The 26364-nt window shown below is 72.5% G+C and carries 24 protein-coding genes; 10 read left to right on the top strand and 14 right to left on the bottom strand.

Annotated features, from left to right (window positions below; genetic code table 11):
- Positions 1-8 precede the first annotated feature (8 nt).
- The 4 genes from ACN27C_RS02175 to ACN27C_RS02160 all read left to right on the top strand — a co-directional run bounded on the left by ACN27C_RS02175 (position 9) and on the right by ACN27C_RS02160 (position 4229).
- Positions 9-2288: a putative bifunctional diguanylate cyclase/phosphodiesterase gene (locus ACN27C_RS02175; RefSeq protein WP_358169666.1), complete on the top strand. Its 2280-nt coding sequence runs from the start codon at positions 9-11 to the stop codon at positions 2286-2288.
- A gap of 130 nt (positions 2289-2418) precedes the next feature.
- Entirely contained in the window at positions 2419-3051 is a 633-nt protein-coding gene (locus ACN27C_RS02170; RefSeq protein ID WP_120571477.1) for a hypothetical protein, read from the top strand.
- A gap of 107 nt (positions 3052-3158) precedes the next feature.
- Positions 3159-3917: a MerR family transcriptional regulator gene (locus tag ACN27C_RS02165; protein ID WP_120571476.1), complete on the top strand. Its 759-nt coding sequence runs from the start codon at positions 3159-3161 to the stop codon at positions 3915-3917.
- 27 nt (positions 3918-3944) lie between these two features.
- Entirely contained in the window at positions 3945-4229 is a 285-nt protein-coding gene (locus ACN27C_RS02160; RefSeq protein WP_422750312.1) for a putative quinol monooxygenase, read from the top strand.
- Between the two features lie 7 nt (positions 4230-4236).
- Here ACN27C_RS02160 and ACN27C_RS02155 read toward each other — a convergent pair whose 3' ends face one another.
- Positions 4237-5748: an SLC13 family permease gene (locus tag ACN27C_RS02155; RefSeq protein ID WP_120571475.1), complete on the bottom strand. Its 1512-nt coding sequence runs from the start codon at positions 5746-5748 to the stop codon at positions 4237-4239.
- A 46-nt stretch (positions 5749-5794) separates the two neighbouring features.
- On the bottom strand, positions 5795-7336 hold the full coding sequence (locus ACN27C_RS02150) for a gluconokinase (RefSeq protein WP_422750311.1): 1542 nt from the start codon (positions 7334-7336) through the stop codon (positions 5795-5797).
- 266 nt (positions 7337-7602) lie between these two features.
- Between ACN27C_RS02150 and ACN27C_RS02145 the strand changes: the two genes are divergently transcribed.
- A complete protein-coding gene (locus ACN27C_RS02145) occupies positions 7603-8760 on the top strand; it encodes a hypothetical protein (RefSeq protein WP_422750310.1) in 1158 nt (385 codons plus the stop codon).
- A 6-nt stretch (positions 8761-8766) separates the two neighbouring features.
- Here the strand turns inward: ACN27C_RS02145 and ACN27C_RS02140 are convergent, their stop codons facing one another.
- Positions 8767-9339, bottom strand: a complete 573-nt coding sequence (locus tag ACN27C_RS02140) for a hypothetical protein (protein WP_120571472.1) — start codon at positions 9337-9339, stop codon at positions 8767-8769.
- Between the two features lie 108 nt (positions 9340-9447).
- Between ACN27C_RS02140 and ACN27C_RS02135 the strand changes: the two genes are divergently transcribed.
- A complete protein-coding gene (locus ACN27C_RS02135) occupies positions 9448-10662 on the top strand; it encodes a phosphotransferase family protein (protein WP_422750309.1) in 1215 nt (404 codons plus the stop codon).
- Here the strand turns inward: ACN27C_RS02135 and ACN27C_RS02130 are convergent.
- On the bottom strand, positions 10659-11519 hold the full coding sequence (locus ACN27C_RS02130; RefSeq protein ID WP_393378373.1) for an AraC family transcriptional regulator: 861 nt from the start codon (positions 11517-11519) through the stop codon (positions 10659-10661). The genes ACN27C_RS02135 and ACN27C_RS02130 overlap by 4 nt on opposite strands.
- Before the next feature lie 103 nt (positions 11520-11622).
- Here ACN27C_RS02130 and yidD point away from each other — a divergent pair, with 103 nt between their 5' ends.
- Complete coding sequence (yidD, locus tag ACN27C_RS02125) at positions 11623-12012, top strand: membrane protein insertion efficiency factor YidD (protein ID WP_233585732.1); 390 nt, start codon at positions 11623-11625, stop codon at positions 12010-12012.
- A 112-nt stretch (positions 12013-12124) separates the two neighbouring features.
- Here the strand turns inward: yidD and ACN27C_RS02120 are convergent, their stop codons facing one another.
- The 4 genes from ACN27C_RS02120 to ACN27C_RS02105 are packed head-to-tail and all read right to left on the bottom strand — an operon-like array spanning position 12125 to position 14621.
- On the bottom strand, positions 12125-12859 hold the full coding sequence (locus ACN27C_RS02120; RefSeq protein ID WP_421499833.1) for a YqjF family protein: 735 nt from the start codon (positions 12857-12859) through the stop codon (positions 12125-12127).
- A gap of 4 nt (positions 12860-12863) precedes the next feature.
- Positions 12864-13229 carry a VOC family protein gene (locus tag ACN27C_RS02115; protein WP_091045928.1) on the bottom strand — a complete coding sequence of 122 codons (366 nt, stop codon included), beginning with the start codon at positions 13227-13229 and terminating at the stop codon, positions 12864-12866.
- Between the two features lie 46 nt (positions 13230-13275).
- Entirely contained in the window at positions 13276-13674 is a 399-nt protein-coding gene (locus ACN27C_RS02110; protein WP_422750308.1) for a hypothetical protein, read from the bottom strand.
- The gene (locus ACN27C_RS02105) at positions 13671-14621 is read right to left on the bottom strand and encodes a hypothetical protein (protein ID WP_422750307.1); all 951 of its coding nucleotides are present in this window, start codon (positions 14619-14621) and stop codon (positions 13671-13673) included. Before ACN27C_RS02105 ends, ACN27C_RS02110 begins: the two co-directional genes overlap by 4 nt.
- 112 nt (positions 14622-14733) lie before the next feature.
- On the opposite strand from ACN27C_RS02105, the gene ACN27C_RS02100 reads away from it, so the two are divergent.
- The gene (locus ACN27C_RS02100; RefSeq protein ID WP_393155249.1) at positions 14734-16893 is read left to right on the top strand and encodes an MMPL family transporter; all 2160 of its coding nucleotides are present in this window, start codon (positions 14734-14736) and stop codon (positions 16891-16893) included.
- A 22-nt stretch (positions 16894-16915) separates the two neighbouring features.
- Here ACN27C_RS02100 and ACN27C_RS02095 read toward each other — a convergent pair whose 3' ends face one another.
- Together ACN27C_RS02095 and ACN27C_RS02090 are read right to left on the bottom strand one after the other, a co-directional pair.
- Positions 16916-17578 (bottom strand): response regulator, encoded by a 663-nt coding sequence (locus ACN27C_RS02095; protein WP_120571467.1) that lies wholly within the window; start codon positions 17576-17578, stop codon positions 16916-16918.
- Complete coding sequence (locus ACN27C_RS02090) at positions 17575-18801, bottom strand: sensor histidine kinase (protein WP_422750306.1); 1227 nt, start codon at positions 18799-18801, stop codon at positions 17575-17577. The genes ACN27C_RS02095 and ACN27C_RS02090 overlap by 4 nt, the downstream gene beginning before the upstream one ends.
- A 227-nt stretch (positions 18802-19028) precedes the next feature.
- On the opposite strand from ACN27C_RS02090, the gene ACN27C_RS02085 reads away from it, so the two are divergent.
- Positions 19029-19526 (top strand): DUF1772 domain-containing protein, encoded by a 498-nt coding sequence (locus ACN27C_RS02085; RefSeq protein ID WP_422750305.1) that lies wholly within the window; start codon positions 19029-19031, stop codon positions 19524-19526.
- Positions 19523-19996 (top strand): hypothetical protein, encoded by a 474-nt coding sequence (locus ACN27C_RS02080; protein WP_422750304.1) that lies wholly within the window; start codon positions 19523-19525, stop codon positions 19994-19996. Before ACN27C_RS02085 ends, ACN27C_RS02080 begins: the two co-directional genes overlap by 4 nt.
- Before the next feature lie 25 nt (positions 19997-20021).
- Here the strand turns inward: ACN27C_RS02080 and ACN27C_RS02075 are convergent, their stop codons facing one another.
- The 4 genes from ACN27C_RS02075 to ACN27C_RS02060 form a co-directional block, all read right to left on the bottom strand.
- Entirely contained in the window at positions 20022-23096 is a 3075-nt protein-coding gene (locus tag ACN27C_RS02075; protein ID WP_422750303.1) for a DUF3427 domain-containing protein, read from the bottom strand.
- A gap of 119 nt (positions 23097-23215) precedes the next feature.
- Complete coding sequence (locus ACN27C_RS02070; protein ID WP_422750302.1) at positions 23216-23764, bottom strand: GNAT family N-acetyltransferase; 549 nt, start codon at positions 23762-23764, stop codon at positions 23216-23218.
- A 45-nt stretch (positions 23765-23809) separates the two neighbouring features.
- Positions 23810-24709 (bottom strand): phosphotransferase family protein, encoded by a 900-nt coding sequence (locus ACN27C_RS02065; RefSeq protein WP_422750301.1) that lies wholly within the window; start codon positions 24707-24709, stop codon positions 23810-23812.
- Positions 24706-26142, bottom strand: coding sequence for a helix-turn-helix domain-containing protein (locus ACN27C_RS02060; protein WP_422750300.1), 1437 nt, complete (start codon positions 26140-26142; stop codon positions 24706-24708). Before ACN27C_RS02060 ends, ACN27C_RS02065 begins: the two co-directional genes overlap by 4 nt.
- Between the last annotated feature and the right edge of the window lie 222 nt (positions 26143-26364).

Below are 26364 nucleotides of genomic sequence, written 5' to 3'. Positions count from 1 at the left end.
AGCACGACGTGAGCCTCGCCGCCGCGGCACCGGCCCGTCATCCGCTCGTCGGCCGTGTCGGACTCGTCGCGGCCGCTGTCGTCGTACTCGGCGAGATGGCCTGGCTTGCCGCCCGGCTGCCCGGCGCGGCACTGGTGAGCGACCTCGGCGCGATGGCGGTGTCGAGCTGGGCGGCGGTGCTCTGCGCCGGCGCGGCGCGACGACAGCCGGCCGTGCTGCGCCGGTTCTGGGAACTGCTCGCCGCCACCATGGCCCTCGCCGCGCTCGGCCGTGCGGTGTGGACCGTGGAACGGCTCGGCGGTCTCGGCCTGCCCCACACGCCGCTGGTGGCGGGCCTGTTCGCCGCCGGCATCGTCACCGGCACCGCCGCGCTGCTCTGCTCCCGCACCGGCCCGCGCAGCGTGATCGGCCGGGCCCGCACCCTGCTCGACGGGGTGATCGTCGGGCTGGCCCTCATCCCGATCGGCTGGGTGGTGGTGTTCCACCGGATCACCGACGCCGAGCTGGCCGACCCCATGCGGACGTTCGGGCTGCTCTACCCGATGTTCGACCTGATGCAGCTCACCATCCTGGTGGCGGTCGCCGGTCCGGGCCGGCCGATGTGGCGGGCGCTCACCGTGATCGGTGCGGGCCTGGCGATCCGGTCCGGTGCGGACGCCGTCTACGTCTCGCTGGTCGCACGCGGCGACTACACGCCGGGTCACCCGGTCGACGTCTGCTGGCCGCTGAGCTACCTGCTGGTCGGCCTGGCCACCCGCTACCCGCCGCCGAACGACGGGGACGGCGAGGACGACCTGGTCGACTCGCCGCTGCCGCCGTGGTGGCGGGTCGCGCTGCCGTACCTGCCGGTGGGCGGGGCGATCGTCGCGGTCCTGCTGTCCCGGCAGCCCAGCGGGCAGACCCCGCAGGTGGTCTTCGTCGGCATGATGGGCCTGCTCGGAGTGCTGGCGCTGCGCCAGGGACTGGCCGCGAACGAGAACCTGCGGCTGGTCGGCCGGCTGCGCCGGCTCGCGTACTCCGACCAGCTCACCGGCCTGCCCAACCGGCTGACGTTCGTACGGCGGCTGCGGCGCGCGTTGCGCGCGGGCGGCCCGGTGGCCGTGGTGCTGCTCGACCTCGACGGCTTCAAGCAGGTGAACGACAGGTTCGGGCACGCCGCCGGGGACCGGCTGCTGACCGCCACCGCGGAGCGCATGCGGAACGCGGTCGGCCCGGACGGGATGATCGCCCGGCTCGGCGGCGACGAGTTCGCGGTGCTCGTGGCCGGGGAACGCCAGGTGTCGCCCGAAGGGCTCGCGGTCCGGCTGCTCGCAGCCCTGGAACCGCTGCCCGGCGAGGAGGATCTCGGCGTCCACCCGTCGGCGAGCATCGGCATCGCCGAGTACGGGCCGCAGCACACCTCGCACACCGACCTGCTCCGCGACGCCGACATCGCCATGTACGCGGCGAAGGCGGCCGGCAAGGCCGCGTACCGCACGTGCACGCCGGAGCTGCGCGAGTCGGCGGTCAGCCGGGCCGAGCTGATCGCCGACCTGCGGCGCGCGGTGGACGAGGGCCAGTTGCTGATGGAGTTCCAGCCCATCGTCGACCTGGACACCGGCACGGTACGCAGCGCCGAGGCGCTGGTGCGCTGGCGGCATCCCCGGCTGGGCGTGCTGACCCCGGCGCGGTTCCTGCCGCTGGCCGAGGAGACCGGGCTGATCGTGGCGATCGACAGGTGGGTCATCCACGAGGCGTGCCGGGCCGCGGCGACCTGGCGGGAGCACGCGCCGGACGTGACAGTCGCGGTGAACATCGCCGCCGCCCACCTGTGCCGGCCGGACCTGATCGCCACCGTCACCGGCGCGGTCGGCGCGGCCGGTCTGCCGCCCCGCGCGCTCACCCTGGAACTGACCGAGTCGGCGCTGATCGAGGGCAGCGAGTCGGTGCTGGACCGGCTCTCCCAGCTGCGTGACCTCGGCATCCGCATCGCCATCGACGACTTCGGCACCGGGTACTCGTCGCTGAGCTACCTGCACCGCATCCCGGCCACCGAGCTGAAGATCGACAGGTCGTTCGTGTCCCGGCTGGACGCCGGCGACGCCCGCGCGTACGCCACGGTCGAGATGGTGAACCGGCTGGCCGGCGCGTTCGACCTGGCCGTGGTGGCCGAGGGCGTGGAGACGGTCGCGCAGCACGCGGCGGTCACCGCGATCGGCTGCCGGCAGGGCCAGGGCTGGCGGTACGGCCGTCCGGCCGCCCTGCCGGACCTGCTCCCCGCGTTGTCCGCCGCGGGCACCGGGCGCTGACCGGCCCGGGTCCACGGGGGCCGAAGGTCCCGGACCAGACAGGGGATTCGACCCTGCTCACCGGCGGCCCGCCGCGGCCATGATGGTTCTCGTCAACAAGACGAACACACCCTCCACACGGGAGCTCGATATGAAGCGACGGACGCTCGACCTGCTGTTCAGCATCGGTGGGCTGGGCCTGGCGGTCCTGCTGCTCGTCGTCGGCGTCGTCCTGACGACGAACGCCAACTTCGCCAACGACTACGTACGCGACCAGCTCGGCGCGCAGCACATCACCTTCACCCCGGCGGACAAGCTCTCCGACGAGGAGAAGAAGTCGGACTGCCTGCGCGAGTACGCCGGCCAGAAGATGACCACCGGCAAGCAGGCCGAGTGCTACGCCAACGAGTACATCGGCCTGCACCTGAAGAACATGGCCGGTGGCAAGACCTACGCCGACCTGGGCGAGCCGCAGACCGCGCTGCGTGAGCAGGTGGCCCAGGCCGAGCAGAGCAACGCCGCCAACCTGGCGGACCTGCAGAAGCAGCTCGCCGAGGTGACCGCCCAGCGGGAGACCGTGTTCAAGGGCGAGACGCTGCGCGGCCTGCTGCTCACCTCGTACGGCTTCAGCGAGTTCGGCCGCAAGGCCGAGCAGGGCGCCCTGGCCCTGTACCTCGGCGCGGGCCTGCTCCTGCTGCTCTCGGCCGCCGGCCTGGTGCACGCCTTCCGCACCCCGCCGAACGCGACCTTCGCCGCCCCGGAGAAGGAGAAGGTCACCAACTGACCGCACCGACGACGCCCCCGGCCGATCCTGGTCGGGGGCGTCGTCGTGTCCGGCTTGACCCTCACGCAGCGGGAGGCGGGAGTCTTGGTCGCGGAAGGGAGGGAACCATGGCGTACACGGTGGGTCAGGTGGCGCGGGCGGCCCGGGTGACGGTCCGGACGCTGCACCACTACGACGAGATCGGGCTGCTGCGGCCCAGCGGGCGCACGCCGGCGGGTTACCGCCGCTACGACGAGGCCGACCTGGACCGGTTGCAGCTCATCCGGTACTACCGCGAGCTGGGGTTCCCGCTGGAGGAGATCGCCGAGATCCTGGACGACCCGGACGCCGACCCGGTGGCGCACCTGCGCCGGCAGCACGAGTTGCTGTCCGGGCGGATCGGGAAGCTCCAGGAGATGGTCGCGGCGATCGAACACGCGATGGAGGCGAGGACGTTGGGGATCCAGTTGACGCCGGAGGAGCGGTTCGAGGTGTTCGGGGACTTCGACCCGGACGAGCACGCCGAGGAGGCCGAGCAGCGCTGGGGCGACACCGAGGCGTACCGGCAGTCGCAGGAGCGCGCGGGTCGCTACTCGAAGGAGGACTGGCTGCGCAACAAGGCGGAGAACGAGGACTGGGGGCGGCGGTTCGCCGCGCTCATGGACTCGGGCGCGCCGGCCGACGGTCCGGAGGCGATGGCGCTGGCCGAGGAGCACCGGCAGCTCATCACCAAGTGGTGGTACGACTGCTCGTACGAGATCCACACCGGCCTGGCGGACATGTACGTGGCGGACCCGCGGTTCACCGCGTACTTCGAGACGCTGCGGCCCGGGATGGCCGCGTACCTGAACGAGGCCATCCACGCCAACGCGATCACCCGCGCCTGACCCGGGGCCGGTGGCAGGATGGCCGGCATGCTCATCGTCGCCGGCACCCTCTACGTCGATCCGGCCCGGCGGGACGCCTACCTGACGTCCTGCGAGGCCGCCGTCCGCGCGGCCCGCGCCGCGCCCGGCTGTGTGGACTTCGCGGTCAGCGCGGACCTGGTCGAGCCGGGCCGGATCAACGTCTACGAGCGGTGGGAGTCGGACGAGCAGCTGCTGGCGTTCCGGGGCTCCGGACCGGAGGCCGAGCAGGTGACGGAGATCCTCGGCGCCGAGGTGCACAAGTTCCGCATCTCCGGCGTCGAGGCTCCCTGAGCCGTCGCTAGATGAAGACGTCGAGCAGCAGGACGCCGAGGAAACCGACCACCGAGATGATGGTCTCCATCACCGACCAGCTCTTGATGGTCTGCCCGACGGTCAACCCGAAGTATTCCTTCACCAGCCAGAAGCCGGCGTCGTTGACGTGCGAGAAGAACAGCGACCCGCAGCCGATGGCCAGCGCCAGCAGCGCCACCTCGGGGCCGGCGAGCGTGGCGGCCAGCGGCGCGACGATGCCGGCGGCGGTGATCGTGGCGACGGTGGCCGAGCCGGTGGCGACCCGGATGCCGACCGCGACCAGCCAGCCGAGCAGCAGCGGGGAGAGGTTCGCGCCCTCGGCGGCGTCCGCGACCAGGTTGCCCACGCCGGCGTCGACCAGGACCTGCTTGAAGCCGCCGCCGGCCGCGACGATCAGCAGGATGCCGGCGATCGGCGGCAGCGAGCCGCCGAGGAAACCGGAGACCTGGGTACGGCTGAAGCCGGACCGGTAGCCCAGGAAGATCATGGCGAAGATGACGCCGGCGAGCAGCGCGATGATCGGGGTGCCGACGATGTCCAGCGCCTTGCGGCCGGCGGTGCCCTCGCCGAGCGTCAGCTCGCCGATGGCCCGCAGCAGCATCAGCACCACCGGCAGCAGCACCGTGACCACAGCCGCCCAGAGCGCCGGGGACCGGCGGGAGCGCCGCCCGGCCGGCTCGTCGATCGCGCCGCCGGGCCGTCCGGTGCCCGGGTTGACCAGGTCGTCCTCGGTGACCAGGTCGCCGTCGGCGTCGAGCCGTCCGTCACCGGGCCGGGTCGGGCTGCGGTCGTCGGCGGCGTCGCGCCGGGTCGGCAGCAGCGCGGCCGGGGCGGTGGCCGGCACGTACCGGGCGATGAAGTTGCCGAAGACCGGACCGGCGATGATCACCGTGGGGATCGCCACCAGCAGGCCCAGCGCCAGCGTCTGACCCAGGTTGGCGCCGAGCGCGTCGATCGCCACCAGCGGCCCGGGGTGCGGCGGCACCAGGCCGTGCAGCACCGACAGGCCGGCGAGCGCGGGAATGCCGATCTTGATCAGCGGGACATTGACCCGCAGCGAGACGAGCAGCACGATCGGCACCAGCAGCACCACGCCGACCTCGAAGAACAGCGGCAGGCCGATGAGCGCGGCCACACCGGCCATCGCCCACGGCAGCGCGGTGCCGGAGACCCGGCCGACCACCCGTTCGACGATGCCGTCCGCCCCGCCGGACTCGGCCAGCAGACCGCCGATCATCGCGCCGAGCGCGATCAGCAGGCCCACGCCACCCACTGTGGAGCCGACGCCGCCGCTGAACGAGGTGACGATCTTGTCGACGGGTACGGCGGCGACCACGCCGAGCACCGCGGCACCCAGGATCAGCGCCAGGAAGGGGTGCACCTTGCCCCAGGCGATGAGCACCACCACGGCGGCGATGCCGAGCAGGGCGGCGGCGACGAGCTGGGCGTCACCGGCGTTCGTGAGCGGTTCCGCCGGTGCGGCGAGCAGTGTGACCACGGCAATCACGACCTTCGGTAGTCGTCCGTGCCTCCGGTACGGGCGATCACTGGGGAGGAGCGGTGGGTGGTGGCTCCGGCGGAAGGCTCGGTGCCAGCCGCCGCAGCGACGCGAACGTCGGCACGAGCGCGTCGTACAGCTCGGAGAACAGCGGCAGCAGGGCCGCGTACGTGGCGGCGGAGGCGGGGTCCGGGCGGACCGTCTCCTCGATCCGGACCAGGTCGGCGGCGACCTCGATCGACTCGATGAGGCCGAGTGCCTGCATGCCGAGCAGGGCCGCGCCGAAGCTGGAACCCTCGTGCCCGGCCGGGAAACGCACCGGCATGCCGAGCGCGTCGGCGAGGATCTGCCGCCACAGCGGGCTGCGGGCGAAGCCGCCGCTGGCGCGGATCTCGCGTACCTCGTTGCCGGCCGCCCGGACCGAGGCGAGGACCAGGGCGAGCTGCTGGCAGACCCCCTCCAGCGCGGCCCGGACCAGGTGCGCCCGGCCGTGCCCGTGGGTCAGCCCCACGTACGCGCCGCGGGGCAGCGCGCTCCAGTGCGGCGCCCGCTCGCTCAGCAGGTACGGCAGCATGATCAGCCCGCCGGAGCCGACCGGCGCCGTGGCGGCCAGGTCGAGCAGCTCCTCCTCGGCGTGCTCGCCCAGCTCGGGGGCGAGCGCGTCGCCTGCCCACTGGAGCACGATCCCGCCGTTGTTGATCGCGCCGCCGACCACCCAGCGGTCCTCGGTGAGCGCGTAGCAGAACACGCCGCCGAGGGGGTCGACGCCGGGGCGTTCCACCATCACCCGCATCGCGCCGCTGGTGCCGATCGAGCAGGCCACCACGCCGGGGCGTACCGCGCCGAGCCCGAGGTTCGCCAGCGGCCCGTCACCGGCGCCCACCACGAGCGGGGTGCCCGCCGGCAGCCCGGTGGCACGCGCCGCCTCGGCGGTGAGCCCCGGCAGCACGTGGGTGGTGGGTACGAGCTGGGGAAGCTGCTCCTCGGTGATGCCGGCGACGCGGAGCGCCTCGGTGTCCCAGGCCAGCTTGTGGATGTCCATCAGGCCCGTGGCGGAGGCGACCGAGTGGTCGGTGACGAGCGCGTCGGCGAGCCGCCGCAGCACGAGATCCTTGATGCCGACCCAGTGCGCGACCCGCTCGTGCAGCTTCGGTTCCTGCTCGGCGAACCAGACCAGCTTGGGCAGCGGCGCCATCGGGTGGACCGGGGTGCCGGTGCGCCGGTGCAGGGCGAGCCCGGAGGGCGCGGCCCGCAGGCGCTCGGCCTGCGCGCCGGCCCGCGAGTCGGCCCAGGTGATCGACGGGGTCAGTGGGCTGCCGTCGGCGTCCAGCCCGATCAGGCTGTGCATGGCGGTGCTGAACGACAGCCCGGCGATCGGCCGGCCCAGCTCGTCGACCACCGCACGGATCACGCCGAGGACGGCCTGGTAGATCACGTCCGGATCCTGCTCGGCCCAGCCCGGGTTCGGCTCCTCCAGCGGGTAGCCGATCGAGTGGCTGGCCAGTTGCCGGCCGGTGGTGTCGAACGCGACGGCCTTGGAACTGGTGGTGCCGATGTCCACACCCACCACCACGGCCGGGTCGCCCACCGGTGCACCTCCTCGCCGCCCGGGGGCCGCGGTCCGCCCCGCCGTTGCGGCTGACGTTACCGACGTGTCCACGCGTGCGCATGACGAAGCGGGACCGCCGGGAGCCGGTGGCACGGAACGTGAATCGACGCGGGAGTTTCCGCCGATTGTGTCGGTCAATCAGCCGATCGGTCTAATTGGCGACTTTCGCGTGTCTTCGTACCCCTGCCGCACCGTTGACATGAATGACACCCCGATTGGTGGGCTCGCGCGGCGGAGGAGTCGGCGTGGCGAAGACTGATTCGACGGGTTCCACATGGCGGTACCGGTGGGCGCACCGGCAGAACGAACGGCGGCAGCGGACCTTCCGCGCGGCCGACGAGGCGTGGCGACGCCGCGACGAGGAGCTGCGCCGCCTGCGTACGCTCGCGGTGTCCTTCCACGGCTCGGCCCAGGCGGGCGTCGGCCTGCCGATGGAGCTGGCGCCCGGCGAGGTGGTCTTCTGGGCGCTTCCCGCCGCGCAACTGGTGGAGGTGCGGCACACCGCCGTGCTGCCCGCCCCCGAACTGACTGTCGACCCCGACCCACCCGTGCTGCGCCCGCGCCGCCCCGAGGGCGTCAAGGTGGTCGACGCCGGGCTCGCCGTGCTCACCAACCGCCGTCTGGTGCTGCTCGGCGGACGCGGCCGGCGCGACTGGGCGTACGGCCGGATGACCGGCCTGTCCCACGACCCCGGCGCCCCGGTCACCCTGATCCAGGTGCTGGACCGGCGGCGTACCTCCGGGTTGCTGCTGCCCACCGGCGCGGCGGCCGACTTCCGGTTCACGCTCACGCTGGCGTTCGCCGACGCGATCGAGCAGCGCGCCGCGGTCGTGGCCGAGCTGGACGAGCTGATCGCGGAGCACACCGCCGCGCGGCCCGAACGCCCCGCGGTGCTCACCCCCGCCCAGGCCCGCGTCACCGCCCTGGTGCCCGGCGGCCGGCGCACGGTGGCGGTCGGCGCGGCGCTCGCGCTGATCGTGCCGGCGATGCTCATCGAGTCCAACCCGCCCACCCGGGCCGGCTCGGAGCGGGCCGCCGCCGCGACCCCGGCGGCCAGCGTGACCCCCGCCCCACCGCAGCACGTCGCGCCCGCCGTCCAGGTCCGGCCCAGCACGAGCCCGGAGCCGTCCCGCGCCCGTCCCGCCCCGCCGCGCGGCACGCCGCAGCCGCCGCCCGAGCGCCGCTGCGGCGCCCCGGCGAACCCCTTCGGGTACGACTTCTGCGGCGGCCAGCGGATCCGCAGGCCGGCCGCCGGGGTCTGCGAGTGGTTCGAGTGCGTGCCCGGGTTCTGGTCCGACCGCGGCTGGCTGGTGCAGTGCCGCGACGGCTCGGTCAGCCGCACCGGCGGCCGGCGCGACGTGTGCGCCGGCCACAAGGGGTTCCGCCGTACCGTCTGGCGGTGACGCCGGTCAGGCCACCGGGCGGGGCGTGACGCGCAGCGGCAGCAGCCCGGCCAGCACCAGCGCGGCGCCCACCGGCAGCAGGTTCAGGTTCACCGCGATCGCCAGGAACCCGGCCAGCACCAGCACCGGCGCCCACACCGGCAGCAGCCGTGCCGCCGCCGCCCGGTACAGCAGCACCAGCAGGCCCACCTCGAACAGCAGCGGTCCGCCGAACAACACCAGGCCGGGCGTGCGCACCGCTTCGGCGAAGCTCGGGAACAGGTCGCCGAGGATCACCCAGACGAAGGCGGCGGCGCCGACCAGGCCGGCCAGCGCGGCCACGTCGTCGAGCGTCCGCAACCGCGACGACCGGGTACGCAGCAGGCCGTGCAGCCCGACGATCAGCGCGGCGAAGCCGAGGACGCCGAGCAGGAACAGGGTGTGGCCGGTGTTCCACGCCCAGGCACCCTTGTCGCTGTGCCCGTCCAGGCGGTCGAGCAGGCGTAGCAGGCCGTAGCCGAGCAGCAGCACCGCCGACGCCACGGCGACCGGGCGCAACCACTGGTACGCGGGACGTGTGCGGGAATCGAGAAGGCTCATCGCCTCAGCGTTCCGGGTGCCCGTGCCCGGGACATCGGGGAGCGGTCCCGAACCGGACCCGGATCAATCCGCTCGCCTCCCGTAGGGGTGCCCGGATACCGTCCGGCCGTGTCCCGCACCGTCACGCTGGTCCTGCTCGACTCCGCCGGCCGCCCGCTCGGCGCGCTGCCGCCGTTCGGCGTACCGGAGCCGTGGTGGCAGGAGGCCGGCTCGATCGTCGCCGCCGTCCGGCAGCGCCACGGTCTGGAGGTCGCCGTGCTGCGGCTGCTCGACGCCGACCGCCCTGCGCCACCGGGCGGTCACGTCCGCTACCTGGCCCAGGTCGTCGACGCGCCCGCCGTACCCCTGGAACCGGTGGCCGTGGACCTCGCGCCGCATCCGCTGCGCCAGCCGTGGGCGAAGGCGGGCGGTCCGGCCGACAGCGTCGCGTGGGCGACCGGCGAGCTGCGCCGGCTCGGCCGCCGGGTGACGGCCGTGGCGCAGCAGCGCACCTGGAACCTCTCCGCCATCTGGCGCCTGGACACCGACCAGGGCCCGGCGTGGCTGAAGCAGCTCCCCCCTTTCTCCCGCCACGAGCCCACGGTCCTGGCCTTCCCCGTTGATCGAGGAGTTGGCGTCGGCGTCGATCTCCCTGGTCACCCGAACTCCTTGATCAACGGGCCGGTGGTGCTCGCCGCCGACGGGGAGGGGCGGATGCTGCTGGCGGACGTGCCCGGGGAGGACCGGTACGGGGCCGGGGAGGGGGAGCGGGCTGCCGTCGCAGCCGAGCATCACGCGGTGCAACTGCGGGCCTGTGGGGTCGTCGGCGAGCTGGTCGCGGCCGGGGTGCCCGACCTGCGCGGGGCGAGGCTGGCGGGCTGGATCCGGGAACGGCTGGCCGGGCACGACGTGTCGGCCGCCGCGGGTCTGCTCGACGGGCTCGACCATCGGTTCCGGCAGGTCGGCGACTGCGGCCTGCCCGACACGCTCGTGCACGGTGACCTGCACCCCGGCAACGTGCGCGGTGACGACGGGCGCCGGACGGTGATCGACTGGGCGGACTCGTTCGCCGGCCACCCCGCCTTCGACATCCTGCGCCTCATCGAGGACGTCGACGCGGACGCCGCCGCCCGGCTGATCGACGCGTGGGCGCGGCGGTGGCGGGCCGACGTGCCGGGCAGCGACCCGCACCGGGCCGTCGACCTGCTCCGGCCGGTCGCGCCGCTGCGGCTGGCCGCCGTGTACGCGATGTTCCTCGCCGCGATCGAGCCGAGCGAACACCCGTATCACGTACACGACGTGCCGGCCGCGTTGGCGCGAGCGGCGGCGGTGGCGCGACCCTAGACGCGGCGGACCGGGATCCACAGCTCGGCGTCGGCGGTGCCGCCGCCCTCGGCGACCCGCACCCGCGAGATCTCCGGCCCCGGGCGGGCCTCGTACGGGTTGGACGGGAACCACGACGTGAACACCGCCCGCCACAGGTGTTGCACCGCCACCGGGAACGCGCCGGAGCTGGAGAACACCGCCCAGTCGCCGGCCTCGACCGGCAGGCTGCGCAGGTCGTCCGGCACGTCCGCACCGGTCACCGCCGCGTACCAGTAGTCCAGCTCGGCGCCCTCGTCACGGGAACCGGTCAGCTCGGCGCTGACGTTGACGATCCCGCGCGGCTCCTGGTCGGACAGCGCCTCGATGCGGCGCACGGTGGCCGGGTCGATGCCCCTGACGAACGCCACGATGTGCGGGTTCATCCCCTCGTGCACGAGCGGCACCCGGGCCGTCAACCCGGCGAGCCGGAAGGCGTCCTTGGTCACGATCCGGTAGTCCATGCTGGTGTTCCCTTCGACGACGAGCCGGAAGGACATCCGGGGCTGGGACCGCAGCACCGCACCGGCCTGCCGGGCCTGTGTCGGCCCGACACCGTGCACGGCGCGGAACGCGCGGGCGAACGCCTCGTTCGAGCCGTACCCCCACCGGACCGCCACGTCGAGCAGCGACTCCCGGCCGGCGAGCACGTCGGCGCCGGCCAGCGTCATCCGGCGACGGCGCACGTACTCCGACAGCGGCATTCCGGCCAGCGCCGAGAACAGCCGGCCGAAGTGGTGTTCCGACACGCCCGCGAGCCGGGCCAGCGCGGCCACGTCGAGCGGCTGGTCGAGCCGCTGTTCGAGGTGGTCCAACGCGGCGTTGAGCCGATCCAGCACCCGATGTTCCTTCCTGGTGACGACCTCGACGCTAGGCTCCTGGCCGCCCACCGACCCGATCACACCGGACCCGATCCGGTCGCCTCGTTCGACACTGGCGGGCGTGTCGCATCATGACGTGGTGATCTTCCGGAAGCGGCACCACAAGAAAAAGAAGAGCCGGGACTGGTGCAACTGCGACGTGCCCACCTGTGACGGGCCGGGCTGCTGCGACCTGGGCCTCTTCTCGATGCTGCTCACCCTCGGCTCGGTGACCGCCGGCGTCGTGCGCCGGCCCGCCGTGGACCGCGCCGGCCGGGCCGCCATCCTCGGTTACCGGCGCTGGCTGTCGCACCGCTGGCCGGCGACCTGCCGCTACACGCCCACGTGCAGCGCGTACGGGCTCGCCGCGGTGGAGCGGTACGGGCTGGCGGTGGGCGGTCGGATGGCCGCCGACCGGGTACGCCGATGCCGTCCCGACGTGCCGCACGGCACCCACGACCCGGTGCGCTGACGCCACCCGCCTCCGCGCGCGCGGACGTGCCGGCGCCACCTCGGGGAAGTGGCGGTGTTCCGGTGTGCCGGATGCCGCCACTCCAGCGACCTGGCGTCGACCGACGTGGCGGTCACCCGACCGACGTGGGGCCGCCGAAGACGACCGGGACGCCGGGGGAGTAGAGCACGCTCACCGGCGGCCCGTCCGGCGCCGGCAGGCCACCGGCGGTGACCAGTTCGTCGTCCAGGTGCAGCAGCTCGGCGCGGTGCAGCGGCCACTGTGGATGCCAGTTCGGCACGTGGAGGGTGCGGCCGTACGCGCGGGTGTGCAGGCCCCAGCGCGCGGTGAGGAAGTGCTCCAGCGGCGTCGGCTCGGGGATCGGCGCTCCGACGCGTACCGTCATCCGGCTGGTCGCGCCCGCCGGACCGGGCCAGCGGCGGCGGCACCGGTAGGTGAGCGTGTCACCGGATCGGTCCAGCCGCATCGCCGACCACTTGTACGGCAGGCGCAGGCTCAGTTGCGCCACCAGCACCGGCACCAGCCGGGACGCGTCGAGCGAGCGGAACACCACAGCGCGGCGCCCCGAGCCGTCGACCGAGTAGAGCCGGACGTTCGTCTCCCAGAACGTGCCGAAGTAGGGCACGCCCGGACCACGCCCGAGCCCCAGCCCGACCATCTGGAACCCGATCAGCCCGACGTAGGTGAGCCCGTCGAACGTGTCCGGCCGGGTGCCGGCGGGCAGCAGCGGCGCCACCCGCTCCGGCGGGACCGCCCAGTGCAGGAACGTCAGGTCGTGCCAGCGCTGGGCCAGCCAGGCGAGGCGGATGGCGCGTACCGGGGCGTGCTCGACCGGCTCGATCTCCACGCCCTCACTCCGGGCGGTGGCAGACCGCCTCGACGTTGTTGCCGTCCGGGTCGCGGACGAACGCGCCGTAGTAGCCGGCGTGGTATTCCGGCCATTCCTTCGGCGCGTGCAGCACCTCTGCGCCGGCCGCGACAGCCGCGTCGTGGAACGCCCGGACCGTGGCGCGGTCGGCGGCGGTGAACGCGATGTGCACCGGCACCGGCGTGGCGCCGGAGGGCGCGGGCTCCACCCAGAAGTCGGGCGCGTCGACGCCGTAGCCGATCGGGCCGGGCTCCATCAGCCGCCGCCCGCCCAGCGGGGCGAGGACGGCGTCGTAAAAGGCGCCGCTGGCCGCCAGATCGCGCACCGCTACGGAGAAGTGGTCGAGCACGTCGCCTCCCTGCGATCGTCGATGACCGCCCCAGGCTACGAAACCCCTACGACAATCCGCCGTGGTATTCGACGTACCAGCGAGACCGCTCGGCCACGTCGAACGCTGCCACGTCCTCAGGATCGACAGCCGACAGGTAGGCGAGAACCTCGGCCGCCTCCGCCGTGCCGAGCGTCCGCAGGTGAGCGAGCGTCTGCTCCCGTCCCGCCCCGCACAGCAACTGCCACTCCACCGAGCACGCGGCGTCGAAGCTGGAGTGCTTGGCCTGCCAGATCAGCAGTACGTCGGCCAGGTCACCGTGCAGGAACAACTGCTCGCAGCCCAGGTGGATGAGGGCGCTGTCGTTGTCGGCACCGAGGCGGATCTGCTCGCGCAGCACCGACCGCACCGGCTCGACGTCCGCCGGACGCAGTCCGTGCCGCTCGTACCATTCCTCGTCGTTCACGCGGTCATCCTGCCGGACACCGCGGCCATCGGACCGGCTCGCCGTCGCCGGGCGGTGTCCGCGACGAGCAGCAGGCCGGGCACCGCGCCGAGCAGCCAGATCACGCCCACCGGCCAGTGGATCATCTCGCCCACCGCGCCTCGGATCTCCGGCACGTCGCCCACCACGTAGGACGCGTCCGGGTCGCTCGTGCGGCAGTCGAGCGTCCACGAACCCGGCGTCGGCACCCGCACGGTGGCCACCCAGGCAAAGCTGGCGTAGTCGCCGCCGTAGTCGCCCGGTGGGACGGAGACCGGCTCGGCCGCCCGGACCTCCGAGCCGCCACCGGTGAGGCGGCAGTCCGGGTCCGCCGGGGCGAAACCCACTGCGTAGATCGCGTACGCCCCGGCGGCCGGTGCCGTGAACCGTCCCGTCGGCGTCGGATAGGAACCGACTCCGCCGTACTCCCGGGAGAGTTCTTGGATCGTGCTGTCCTCGGCGCCGAGCCGTACCGCGGACTGCGTCAGCAGCGCGCCGATCACCACGGTGAGCCCGCCGATCAGATAGCCGCGCCGCGACGCCGGACGGGCCCGGTGGGGCAGGCACCCGCCCACGGCGTACCCGATCAGCGCGCCGACCACCGCGAGCGCCGCACCGCCGAGCAGCGCCCACCCCCAGCGGGCCTCGCCGGTCAGCGGCACGACCCACCGGAAGAAGGCCAGCGACATCGCGAGAAACGCCGTGGTGACCAGCGTGGACACGCCCACGGCCGCCGCGGCGCGCCGGGGTTGCCCGGCCGCCAGCACGGCGGCGAGCACCGGCGAGGCGAGCACGGGCCAGCACAGCGCGATGAAGACCGGCTGGTCCTCCTCCCACCTGTGCGTCCACTCGTAGACGACCAGCGGGGCCGGCACCGTCGCCGCCAACCAGGCCGCGAGCACTCCGGGACCGGGCAGCCGCACGCTCATCAGTCGATCCTCGACCATCCGGATCATCGAGGGAAGTCCGCGAGCCGTCCGAAAGGGATTGCTCACACAGCGTAGGATCACGTGCGACACAGCCGAACACACGGGGGAAACGATGTTCGAGCGCCTGGGCAGATTCGTCGTGGGCAAGGCCTGGTGGGTGATCGGCGGCTGGGTAGTCGCCGCGATCGCGATCATCGCCGCCAGTCCTTCGCTGAGCGACATCACCTCCGCGGACCAGGAGAGCTTCCTGCCGCGTTCCTACGAGTCGGTGCAGGCCACCGAGCTGGCCGCGAAGTCGTTCCCGCAGGCCGCCACCGCCACCGCCACGGTCGTGGTCAAGCGCAGCGACGGCAAGCCGCTGACTCCGGCCGACGAGGCGCGCGTGGGGCAGCTCGCCACCGCGCTCAAGGCCCGGAACATCCCGCAGACCTCCGGCTACCTGACCGGCCCGCAGGCCGTCGCGCCGGACAAGTCGGTGCAGGTGGTCACCGTCGGTCTCGACGCCGACAGCCCCGACGACCCGGGCCTGCTCGACGCGGTACGCGACCTGCGCGCCGCCCTCGGGCCGGACCTGGCCGGCAGCGGCCTGACCGCAGGGGTGGCCGGCGACGTGGCGAGCTTCGTCGACAACGAGGACACGTTCAACGAGGCGTTCGCTGTCGTCGGTGTCGCCACCATCGTCCTCATCATCGGGCTGATCCTGATCATCTTCCGCAGCCCGATCGCCGCGCTGCTGCCGGTGGTGGTCATCAGCGTGGTCATGTCCGTCACCACCGGGCTGGTCGCCGCCGCCGGCAAGGCGTTCGACCTCAACGTCAGCCAGGACCTGCAGACCATCCTGCTGATCGTGCTGTTCGGCATCGGCACCGACTACATCCTGTTCCTGCTGTTCCGCTACCGGGAGCGGCTGCGCGCCGGCGACGACAAGCGCACCGCGATGATCGTCTCGGTGCAGCGGGTCGGCGAGGTCATCACGTCCGCCGCCGGTGCGGTCATCGTGGCGTTCCTGGTGCTGCTGCTCGCCTCGCTCGGCTTCTTCGGCTCGCTCGGTCCGGCGCTCGCCATCGCCGTCGGCGTCATGCTCGTCACCTCGCTGACGCTGATCCCGGCGCTCGTGTCGCTGCTCGGCCGGTGGGTGTTCTGGCCGTCGAAGGCGTGGCAGCGTCAGCCCAAGGCCACCCTGTCCCGGCGGCTCGGCGCCGTCGTGGGCCGCCGTCCGGCCGTCGTGGCCGCCGCCTCGGGCGCGCTGCTCGTTGCGCTCGCCGCCGGGGTGCTCGGCTACAAGGCCGACTACGACTTCAGCGCCGGCTTCCCGCAGGACACCGAGTCGGCGCGGGCCGCCCAGGATCTCCAGCGCGGATTCGCCGCCGGGGCGCTCGCGCCCACCGAGGTCTACCTGACCACCGGCAACGGCACCCCGCTCACCGAGCAGCAGGTGAACGACTTCGCCGCCGCGGCGGCACGCGCTCCGGGCGTCGGGCAGGCGCAGCCGCCGGAGCGCAGCACCACCGACCCGAGCGTCGTCCGGATCAACCTGCTGCTGGACGAGAACCCGATGTCCAACGAGGCGATCACGCTCGTGCGCGACGACCTGCGGGACGCGGTGCACGAGGCGGCTCCGCCCGGCACCAGGGCGCTCGTGGGTGGCGCCACGGCGATCTTCGCGGACATCAACTCGGCGAACAACAGGGACCTGTCGGTGATCCTCCCGGTCGCCGCCCTCCTGATCGCGATCATCCTGGCGCTGCTGCTGCGCAGCCTCGTCGCGCCGGTGTACCTGGTGATCGCGGTGCTGCTCAACTTCGCCGCCACGCTCGGCGCCACCGTCTACGTGTTCCAGGGGCTCCAGGGCAACCCCGGCGTGACGTTCCAGTTGCCGATCATCCTCTACCTGTTCGTGGTGGCGATCGGCACCGACTACAACATCCTGATGATCGCCCGGCTCCGCGAGGAGGCGCGCGAAGGCCACGAACCACACCAGGCCGCCGCGATCGGGGTGGAACACGCCGGCCCGACAGTCGCCGCGGCCGGGCTGATCCTGGCCGGCACGTTCGGAGTGCTGATGCTCGCGCCGATCTCGTTCCTCCAGCAGATGGGCTTCGCGGTGGCGATCGGGATCGTGCTGTCCGCGTTCGTCATGTCGATGTTCTTCGTACCGGCACTGACCGGGCTGATCGGCCACAAGGCATGGTGGCCGGGGCACGGCGACGAACGGCGCAACGGCGGCGGCCGGCACGCGGCACCCGAGCCGGCGGACGCGGCGTCGGCCTGACTGTGACCCGCCCCGGCGCGGCTCAGCCCTCGCCGGGGCGGACCAGCCCGCTCTCGTACGCGATCACGACGAGCTGCGCCCGGTCGCGGGCGTTCAGCTTCTGGAGCAGCCGGCTCACGTAGGTGCGGGCGGTGTCCGGGCTCAGGAACAACGCCTGCCCGATCTCCGTGTTGGACCGTCCGGCGCCCACCTGCGCGAGCACGTCCCGTTCCCGGGCGGTCAGTCCGGCCAGCCGCGCCGGGTCGGCCACCGGTGAGCGGGCCGCCGCGGCCAGCACCCGGCGGGTCACGGCGGGGGAGAGCAGCGCGTCACCACCGGCCACCGTCCGGACCGCGTCCCGCAGCGCGTCGGGCGGGGTGTCCTTGAGCAGGAAACCGGCCGCCCCGGCGCGGATCGCCTCGAACAGGTACTCGTCGTCGTCGAACGTGGTCAGCATGACGACCTGCACGCCGTCCAGCGTCGGGTCGGTCAGGATCCGCCGGGTCGCCTCCAGCCCGTCCCCGCCGGGCATCCGGACGTCCATCAGCACGATGTCGGGCCGCTGCTCCCGTACCACGGAGAGGCCGCTGCCGCCGTCGCCGGCCTCGCCCACCACCTCGATGTCCGGCGCCCGGTCGAGCAGCGCGCGCAGGCCGGTGCGGACCAGGTGCTGGTCGTCGACGAGGACGACGCGGATCGGGCTCACGCGGCCACCCCCGCGAGCGGCAGGTGGACCGACACCCGGAAGCCGCCGCTGCCGCTCGTGCCGGTGCCGCCGGTTGTTCTGGTGCCGCCGGTTGCTGTGGTGCCGCCGGTTGCGGCGGTGCCGGTCTGGACGGTGCCGGTTTCGACGGTGCCGCCCAGCAGGGCCACCCGCTCGGCCATGCCGCGCAGCCCTTGGCCCTTCCCGCTCGTCGGCCCGCCGGGTGCGCTGCCGCGACCGTCGTCCACCACCTCCAGCGCGAGGCGGCCGGGCGTGGCGCGGACCGTCACGGTGACCCGGGTGGCCCCGGCGTGGCGCAGGACGTTCGTCAACGCCTCCTGCACGACCCGGTAGACGGTGCTGCCCACCACCGCGGGCAGCGTGTCCACCGGACCCTCGATCCGCAGGTCGACGGCCAGCCCACTCCGGCGTACGCCGTCCACGAGCGCCGCGAGCTGATCGAAGCCGGGAACCGGTTCGCGCGGCCCGGGCTCGCGGCGCAGCGTGCCGAGCGTCGCGCGCAACTCCGCCATCGCGCTGCCGCTCACCGACCGGATCGCGGCCAGCGCGCTCTCCGCCTGCGCCGGATCGCTGTCGGCGAGCGCCTCCCGGGCGACTGCCGACTGCAACGTGATCACCGACATGGTGTGCCCGAGCGTGTCGTGCACCTCCCGGGCGATGCGCAGCCGTTCCGCCTCGACCTGACGGGCCGCCTCCCGGTGCCGCTCCTCGTCGGCCGCGATCGCCTGCCGGACCAGCGCCGCCCGCAGCGACCTGCGGTTGCGTACCGCGTCGCCGAGGGCGATGACGGCGAGCAGCAACGCCGCCTCGGAGCCGAGTTCCGTACCGACGACCACCGCGATGTCGTCGCCCTCGGCCAGCCGGGCGACCACCGACACGGCCAGCAGGCTCCCGGCGACCACGGCGGCCGGGACGACACGCCCGCGCTCGGACACCCGGTAGAGGACTGCGGCGGCCGGGGCGGCCACCCCGACGGGCGGCAGGTCCAGCGCGTAGTAGCCGAGGATGACGACGGCCGTCGCCAGCAGCGCCGGCAGCGGCCACCGCCTGGCGCCCAGCACCAGACCGCCGAGCACCGCGCCGACCACGACGGCGAGCGCCGCGCCGCCGGGCGCGGGCCGGTCGGCCGCCACGGCCACCGTGACCAGGCCGAGCGTGGCCGCCGCGAGCAGCGCGTCGGCGCGGGTGGGCGAGGTGTCGGGCACGCCTTCGAGCCTAGGTCCGCGCGGACCCTCACCGCTGTCGTCCGCAGGCGTCAGGGTCGACCCCCAGGCGTACGCCGAGAAGCGACATCCGGTCGCGCGGCCACGCGGACGACGGCCGAGGGCGGCCGACCTAGCGTCGATGGCGTCCCCGAAACGTGAGGAGAACCCTCGTGGTACGCACAAGACTGACCTGGCTTGCCCTTATTGTCATGGTATGGGCGGCAATGATGTCGTTCGGTGGGGTCGCCGCCGAGACCGTCATGCTCTACCCGAACATCTTCAGCGACGCGCCCGCCTCGCTCGACCGGGCCCGTGAGTTCCTCGTCCACGGCGGCCCGCACGACTACTTCCCGCCGCTCGGCGCGTCGGTGATCCTGAGCAGCGTCGCCGCCACGCTGCTCACCTGGCGCGACCGACGGCTGCGCTGGTGGGTCGCCGGCGCCACGGCCGTGTTCGTCGTCTGCGAGTTCCTGTTCTCCGCTGTCTTCTTCTGGCCGCGCAACGAGATCATGTTCGTCGACCCGCCCGGTACGCACTCCGCCGAGTACCTGCGTCAGGTCGCCGCGGAGTTCGTCGCCGGCCACTGGGTGCGCTTCGCCGGAGGTGCGGTGACGGCCGTCCTGGCGTTCGTCGCGCTGCTGAAGTTCGTGCGCTCGACCGCGCCGGGCTCGGTGTCGGCTCCCGCACCGACGTCGGCTTCGGCCTCGCCGGAGGTGACGCGATGAGCGCGGGTCGCCGTACCCTCGGGTTCCCCTGGCCGGCGTTGGTCGCGCTGGCCGCGCTGGCCGCCCCGCGCGTGGTCCTGCACGACCTGGACGTGGTGCCGGAGGGCACCGCCGTGGCCGCGCTGCTCGCGGTCGGACCGCCGCTGTGCTGGGTGGCCGCCGTGCTGTGGCGGCGACCGCCACGCCCGTTCCTGACGATGGTGGTGATCGGGGCGTTGTACGGGGTGTTCCTGGCTGCCGGTCACCAGGTGTTCTGGGACTCGTCGCTGGGGATGGACGCGCCGGGGCTGGCCGGGCTGGAGCCGGGGGCGCGGGAGGCGTTGTTGCGAGGTGCGGCGGTGATGTCGAGCCTGGTCACGGGCACGATGGTCGGAGTGATCGCGGGTGCGGTGGTGGTGCTGTTGTCCCGAGTGCTGCCCACACCATCCCGACGTCGTGAGCAGGCCGACGCTTCCCGCCCGCTCGCCTGACTCGGCGAGCGGGCGGGACCCCAGGTCAGGCAGCGATCGCCCGGGCGGCGGCGTACATGTCGGCGGGCAGCGGATGCCGCAGCTCCCAGAGGATCCGCATGGGCCGGTCGCCGCTGTGTTCCCGGTACGTCATCGGACCCGCGTACAGGTACGGCGGTGCGCCCAGGTCGCGATCGGCAATCTTGGTCTCGCGGACGAACAGGTGCACCGTCGAGCCCTGCGCGACGTGGTTGACGTACCGCTGCCCGGTGGCCGAGCCCGATGACGTGGTGCTCTGCGACTCCCACTGGAACAACCGATCGGTGATAGCGCGGTCGGCGTACATGGTGGTGGGCGAGTAATGCTCCTCGGACTTGACGAGCGTGACGAAGAACAGATCCGCGCGCTCGTCGGGCAGCCACTTCACGCCCTCGCGCAGCGAGCCGGGGTTGGTCATGCCGAATGCCGCGCACGCCTCGTTGCGGCTGTAGCGGGCGTGCACCCGCAGCGGCACCCGGCCCGGGGCAGGTGGCTCGGTGACCCGATGGATGCGGTCACGCAGCACGTCGACTACCTGCCGCAGCTCGGCGCAGCGCGCCGGTTCCGCCCACAATCGCTTGAGCCGGGCGTCGCGTTCGGCCAGCGGCACCGACGACCCCCACAGGCTGAAGTGCAGCATGTCGAGCAGCCGCCCGACGGTGGAGGGCTGTCCGGCGGCGACCCGAGCGATCAGATCCAACCTGTCGACATCGTCGATGTGGAGCATCCGGCCGATGGCCCGGCTCAGGTCACGGTCGTCCGGGCCACCTTCGGCCGGGTCGAGCGCGGCCAGCCGCCGCAGCCCCGCCCAGCCGCCGATGCTCGCCGATCGGTAGACGTCCTCGATTTCCAGGCCGGTCTCGCGCAGGAAGTCGGACAGACTGACGTCACCGAGCTGCCGCAGCTCGGCCACCAGCGCGTTCTTCGACGTCGGCAGCGCCGACTTGAGGTTGGCGAGGACGATTTCCTTCGCCACCCGGTCCAGCTCGATGTGGCAGCCGCTGGGTAGCGAGGGGAAGTCCTCCCGGACGGCCGCTTCGACCGCCCGCCGGCTGACCCCGGCGAGCGCCCGCCAGCGCATGTCGAACCGGAAGTTCGCGTGCTGACCGCCGATGAAGTCGAGGACCGTCAAGCATGGCTTGTCGTCGTCCAGCCGCAGACCGCGGCCGAGCTGTTGCAGAAAAATCGTCGCGCTCTCAGTGGGGCGCAGCATGAGGATGGTGTCGACCATCGGCAGGTCGACGCCCTCGTTGAACAGGTCGACGGTGAAGAGCACCTTCAGCTCGCGCTTGCGGAAGCGGTCGATCAGCACGTGCTGCTCTGGCCGGTTGACCTGCGATGTCACCGCCGCCGAAGGCACTCCGTGCCGGGTGAACCAGTCGGCCATGAACTCCGCGTGCCCGATGCTGACGCAGAAGCCGAGGGCGCGCATCCGCCCGACGTCAGCGATGCGCCGGACCGCGTGCAGGATGAGCCGCGCCCGAGCGTGGTTGCCCGTGTAGACGCCGTCCAGCTCGCCCTTGTCGTACCCCTGTCCGCGCTTCCACCGCACCCGCGTCAGGTCCACGTCGTCGTGCAGGCCAAAATACTGAAACGGCGCCAGCAACTGCCGTTCGAGGGCCTCCCACAGGTGCAACTCCACCGACGCGCGGCCGTCGAACCACCGGCGCACGTCACGGCCGTCGCTCCGCTCGGGCGTCGCGGTCAGACCCAGGAGTACGCGCGGCCGAAGCCGTTCCAGCAACGCCGTGTAGGTGGCCGCCTCGGCGTGGTGGAATTCGTCGACGATCACCATGTCGTACGCCTCGGGGTCGATCTCCCGCTGGCGCAGCGACTGGATCGACGCGAAGACGTGCTTCCACCCCTGCGGCCGATCGCCGCCCACCAGCGTCTCGCCAAACGTGCCGTCGCCCATGACCTGGCGGAACACTGACCGGCTCTGCCGCAGGATCTGCTCCTGATGTGCGACGAAGAGCAGCGAGTCGACGCGGCCGGCTCGCCGGAGCCGGCGGTAGTCGAGCGCCGCCACCACCGTCTTGCCGGTGCCGGTCGCCATCACCACCAGGTTGCGCCAGCGGCCGTGCACCAGGCGTTCGGCGTCGAGGTCGTCAAGAACCTCCTGCTGGTACGGGAACGGCCGCACGTCCAGGTTCGCGATCTCAGTCGGTGCGTCGTCGGCGCGTTCCCCGCGCAACGCGACACGTAGGCGCTCGCCATCGGCTGCCGGGTCGTAGGTCTCGAACGCCGAGTCGTTCCAGTAGTCGGCGAACGTCGCCTCGAACGTGTCGATGACGTGTGGCTGCTCCAGGTTCGAGATGCGCACGTTCCACTCCACGCCGTCGACGAGCGCGGCCTTGGAGAGGTTCGACGAACCGACGTACGCGGTGGTGGTGCCGTTGTTCCGCCGGAACAGCCATGCCTTGGCGTGCAGGCGGGTGGTCCGCGTCTCGTAGGACACCTTGATCTCGGCACCCAGCTCGGCGAGCCGATCGAGCGCCCGCTGATCGGTGGCGCCCATGTACGTCGTCGTGATGACCCGTACCCGACCCCCTCTGCTGACCAGCTCGGTGATCGCGGGCTCGATGATGCGCAGCCCGTGCCACTTGATGAAGGCGCAGAGCAGGTCCACCTCGTCCGCCGACGCCATTTCGTGGCTGACCTCGTGGCCGATGCGCGGCTGGTGCCGGCCGTTGACCAGGAGCGCGCCGGTGGAAAGCGGCGTCGAGGGGCGGATCGGGAAGACCGGTGCGGCCGGTGGGGTAGGCGGTGAGGCGATGGCGTGCAACAGACGTTGGGCGTCCGCTACCTGGTCGTCGGCGGTGACGGCGCGGGGCTCGGCCTGAGCGATGTGCGCGGCGATTCGGTTCGCCAGGTCGACCTGCCGGGCCAACTTGTTCTCCCCGCCACCGACGCCGAGGAGCGCCCGCCGCGCGAGGCCCGCGATGTGCCGGGCCAGGACGTCATGCGCGTCGGCGGCATCCAGCTTCGCATCCCGGACGAGGGCGCTATCGACATGCTTGAGCTGCGTCGCCAGCTTCTCCGTGATCAGGTGTTCGTAGATGCCCTTCTCAAGATCCCCCACGATGGCAAGCTAGCCGCGATGAACGCCGGGCGGAAGCCGGTGCGATAGGTGTTAGGAGCCTTGTCCGGTGGCCTGTCAGATCATTGACACCTAGAGGTGAAAGGTTGACGCGTTGCCCGTCACCGGCTCGACGCAATGGCTTTGACGCGGACCTCGAACAGCGGTGCTCCCTCCCGCGTGGGCCGGAGCCATCCGGCCGGTTGCCAACCCCAGGAGTCATACGCCTGCTGGGCGGCAACGTTGTCGGGCCGTACGAGCAGCGTGGCCCTTTCCTCCCGCCGCGTGCTCAGGAGCCGATCGTGGAGCGCCCGCGCGATACCCCGGCGTTGCCACGATCGCCGCACCAGCAGTTCGCAGACCGCGTATGTCCGTTGCCCGTCTTCGTCCGTGAAGCCGTCCGGTACCGGCTCGTGGATGCCGTCCCACCAATGCGAATCGGATCCGAGCGGGAAGCCGTACACGTAGCCGGCCAACTCGTCATCGACGTAGGCCGTCACCAGCTCCCAGCCCTCCCGGGGCATGTGCGCGGCGAGCTGCTGTTCGTACCGCTCGGCCGTGTAGCGCGGGCCGTCGTGGGCGTGCGCGTCGAGGTACACGTCCACAAGCTGCTCCACCAGACCGTCGGCCTCCGCTGCGGTCTGGTGCCGTAGTCGCAGATTCTCCAGCACGAGCACAGGATCCCACCGGGGCGGCAGTCGCTCGCCGAGAGGCTCTCAGGCGAGATCGGCGAATGGCTTCCAACGTAGACTGTGGTCGCCTTGGGAAACTGACTGCAATCGCTTGGCAAATTCGGCCGCGACGCTCGCCGAACTCGCGAGAAGCGGCGTGGCGGCAGCGATCATCTTCAACTCGCGGGCTTCCCGCAGAAGCGGCCAGTTGCGGTCGGACATCACGTCGTACCCGTACGCCTCTGCGAGCGCCCGATGCGCTCCCGTCTTTCCGAAGCGGGCCTCGCCCACAGCGACCGCTGCCAGGTCCACCTGCCAAGGGCCAAGACAAGTGGCGTCGAAGTCGCAGAGCAGAATGCTTCCGGACGCATCCCGAAGCAGGTTGCCGACGTGTGCGTCCCCGTGGATGAGCGACTGCTCCACGCGTCGGTTGAGATCGGCGACCTGCGGCTCCAAGCGGTCGCACCACGTCATCAGATTGTCGTGGTCCTCTGCCCTTAAGCCGTCGGCATCCGCCAGGCGCCGGCGCGCATCCCCGATCGGATCCCAGGCGGCCAGCGGGAAGGGCGGGGGTCCGAGCGCATGAAACCGCCGCAGCGCCGAGCCGAGGTCATCCACCGTCGGAGTAGGCCCAGTGGGTGGCACGTAGGCCCATACCGAGGCGGCCAAGTCACCGACCGCAACCGGCTGCGCCACGCCAGGCGCCAGCCGGATCGTGGGCGCGTCCAGCTTGGCGAACCATCGCGCGAGCTGAACGACCTTCGTCACCCGGTCCCGGAGCCGGTGCGTCCGCGCGATGCGGATGACGAGCCCGGAATCCGGCAACGCGAACACGGCGTTGTTGGTCAGCCGCAGGAGGCGGGCATCCTCGGTCGGCACCTCAAGTCCGCTGGCGATCTCCCGCATGGCGCGGGTCATCGCTTCTTCCGAGAACCGTCCGCTCATACCGTGGCCGCAGCTCGTGCGGTGAGTGTCCGATCGAATTCGGCAACGACGGGAAGGTGGCGGTGCCGTCCGAGATCGCGCCGCAGGTTGAGCACTCGATCTACCACTCGACTGGAACTCAGCGCACGCGACTGCTCGATCACGCGCGTGCCGACAGCGACCGCCCGCTCGGGCTCATCGGTGAGGAAGAGCGCGCTGCACAAGCCGACCTCGTTCAGGACCATGCTGCGGACGTTCGCCGGGCCGAAGGCGACGATCGCCTCTTCGACGCTCCGCACCGCCTGTGCCGCGTGCGTGCCGGCCTGCCGGGCCATGTCGCGGTACACGCGGCCGTACTGGGCTAGCAGTTCGCCACGGTCGTAGAAGGCCATCCAGGTCGGCTCGCGTTCGGGATCTATCCGCTCGAACTGGTCACTCGCGCGACCGAGGAGGGTCAGCGCGCTTCGGTGGTCGCCGAGTGCGGCTGTCGAGGCGGCCTCCGCGCCCCAGAGCAGCGCCCTCACCGCCGGGGTCGCCCGCGATCCCAGCTCTGAGTGGGCCAGCCTCAGCGCGGCCAGAGCATCGTGGTTGTGCCGAAGGTGTTGTAGCTGCTTGGCCTGCGAGTAGCGGATCAGGGCCGCCAGCGGGGCATCGTCAGCGGACATCGCGGCCCGCTCGCCGGCGGCGAAATGCCGCTGAGCGTCCGCGTGCCGGCCGGCGTCCAGCGCGGTCCAGCCGGCCAACTGACGCGCCGCCGCGACCGCCGCGACGAGGCGGGGTGTCAGCCCGGGAGCGTGTGACCAGTCGAGCATCCCGTACACCGACTCCGCGAACCGCGCGACCTCCCGATAGAGCAGGCCGCCACCGCATTCGTAGTCGACCGACCGGTAGAGCTCCAGGACCGCGTTCAGCCGAGAGACGTCCGCACTGCCGATACGCCGGGGCCGGGGCTGCTCGGCGACCCCGACCAGCCCGGCTCCTGCGGACACCGCGGCGATGCCGGCCAGGAGGGTTCGCCGGCCCAGGTCTGGTGTTGCGCCGATCCCGTCGGCCGGAGCGCTGGCCGAAGAGTCTGGACCGACTGAGAACCAGAGAGACCCCGGCGGGATGCGGAGCACTGTCGCCCAATGCGTCAGCCGGTCGAGATGCACCAGGGCTGGCCCGTTCTCGATCCGGCTCAACTGTGCCTGCGTGATCCCCAGCCACCCCGCGACGACGCTCTGCGGCAGCGGGCTCCGCCCGTGGTACGGGTGGTGGCGGTACGCCCGGATCACCTGCCCGAGATGTCGCCGGGCCAACGCCGTCCGTACCGGTTCATGGTCCCAGAACGAGTCGGGCACCCCGGGCGGCGTGCTGAGGCGGTCGCGTTCGGCGGCCTGGCAGGGCGCGCAGCGCCCCGTGCCGTTGTCGCGCGCCAGGCGGCCGCCGCAGCGGGGGCAGTTCGCAGGTGTCACCGGCAACCTCGCCGTTCGCGGAGAACCTGTGTCCGAAGTCGAGCCTAGCCATTCAACCCGTTCCGGAGCGGCCCGGTATACGCGCCGTGCATATCGCCGGATGTCCCGTGACAGTGACCGAGCGTATGCGGGGTGTGTATGGCGGCGACGATCACCAGGGCATGCGCCTCCTGCCGAGAGGGACTGAGGGTCAGCGCATGGCCCGGGGCGGGTGCTGGGCTC

Source organism: Micromonospora sp. WMMD1219 (genome assembly GCF_049315215.1).
Classification (GTDB): domain Bacteria; phylum Actinomycetota; class Actinomycetes; order Mycobacteriales; family Micromonosporaceae; genus Micromonospora; species Micromonospora tulbaghiae.
Note: the sequence above shows the minus strand (reverse complement) of the source record. Positions and strands in the feature narration are given on the sequence as shown.

Coding starts and splice junctions, on each gene's coding strand:
- ACN27C_RS02170 (WP_120571477.1), top strand. CDS start 2,419: ATGAAGCGACGGACGCTCGACCTGCTGTTCAGCATCGGTGGGCTGGGC.
- ACN27C_RS02165 (WP_120571476.1), top strand. CDS start 3,159: ATGGCGTACACGGTGGGTCAGGTGGCGCGGGCGGCCCGGGTGACGGTC.
- ACN27C_RS02160 (WP_422750312.1), top strand. CDS start 3,945: ATGCTCATCGTCGCCGGCACCCTCTACGTCGATCCGGCCCGGCGGGAC.
- ACN27C_RS02140 (WP_120571472.1), bottom strand. CDS start 9,339: ATGAGCCTTCTCGATTCCCGCACACGTCCCGCGTACCAGTGGTTGCGC.
- ACN27C_RS02105 (WP_422750307.1), bottom strand. CDS start 14,621: ATGAGCGTGCGGCTGCCCGGTCCCGGAGTGCTCGCGGCCTGGTTGGCG.
- ACN27C_RS02100 (WP_393155249.1), top strand. CDS start 14,734: ATGTTCGAGCGCCTGGGCAGATTCGTCGTGGGCAAGGCCTGGTGGGTG.
- ACN27C_RS02085 (WP_422750305.1), top strand. CDS start 19,029: ATGTCGTTCGGTGGGGTCGCCGCCGAGACCGTCATGCTCTACCCGAAC.
- ACN27C_RS02080 (WP_422750304.1), top strand. CDS start 19,523: ATGAGCGCGGGTCGCCGTACCCTCGGGTTCCCCTGGCCGGCGTTGGTC.
- ACN27C_RS02065 (WP_422750301.1), bottom strand. CDS start 24,709: ATGAGCGGACGGTTCTCGGAAGAAGCGATGACCCGCGCCATGCGGGAG.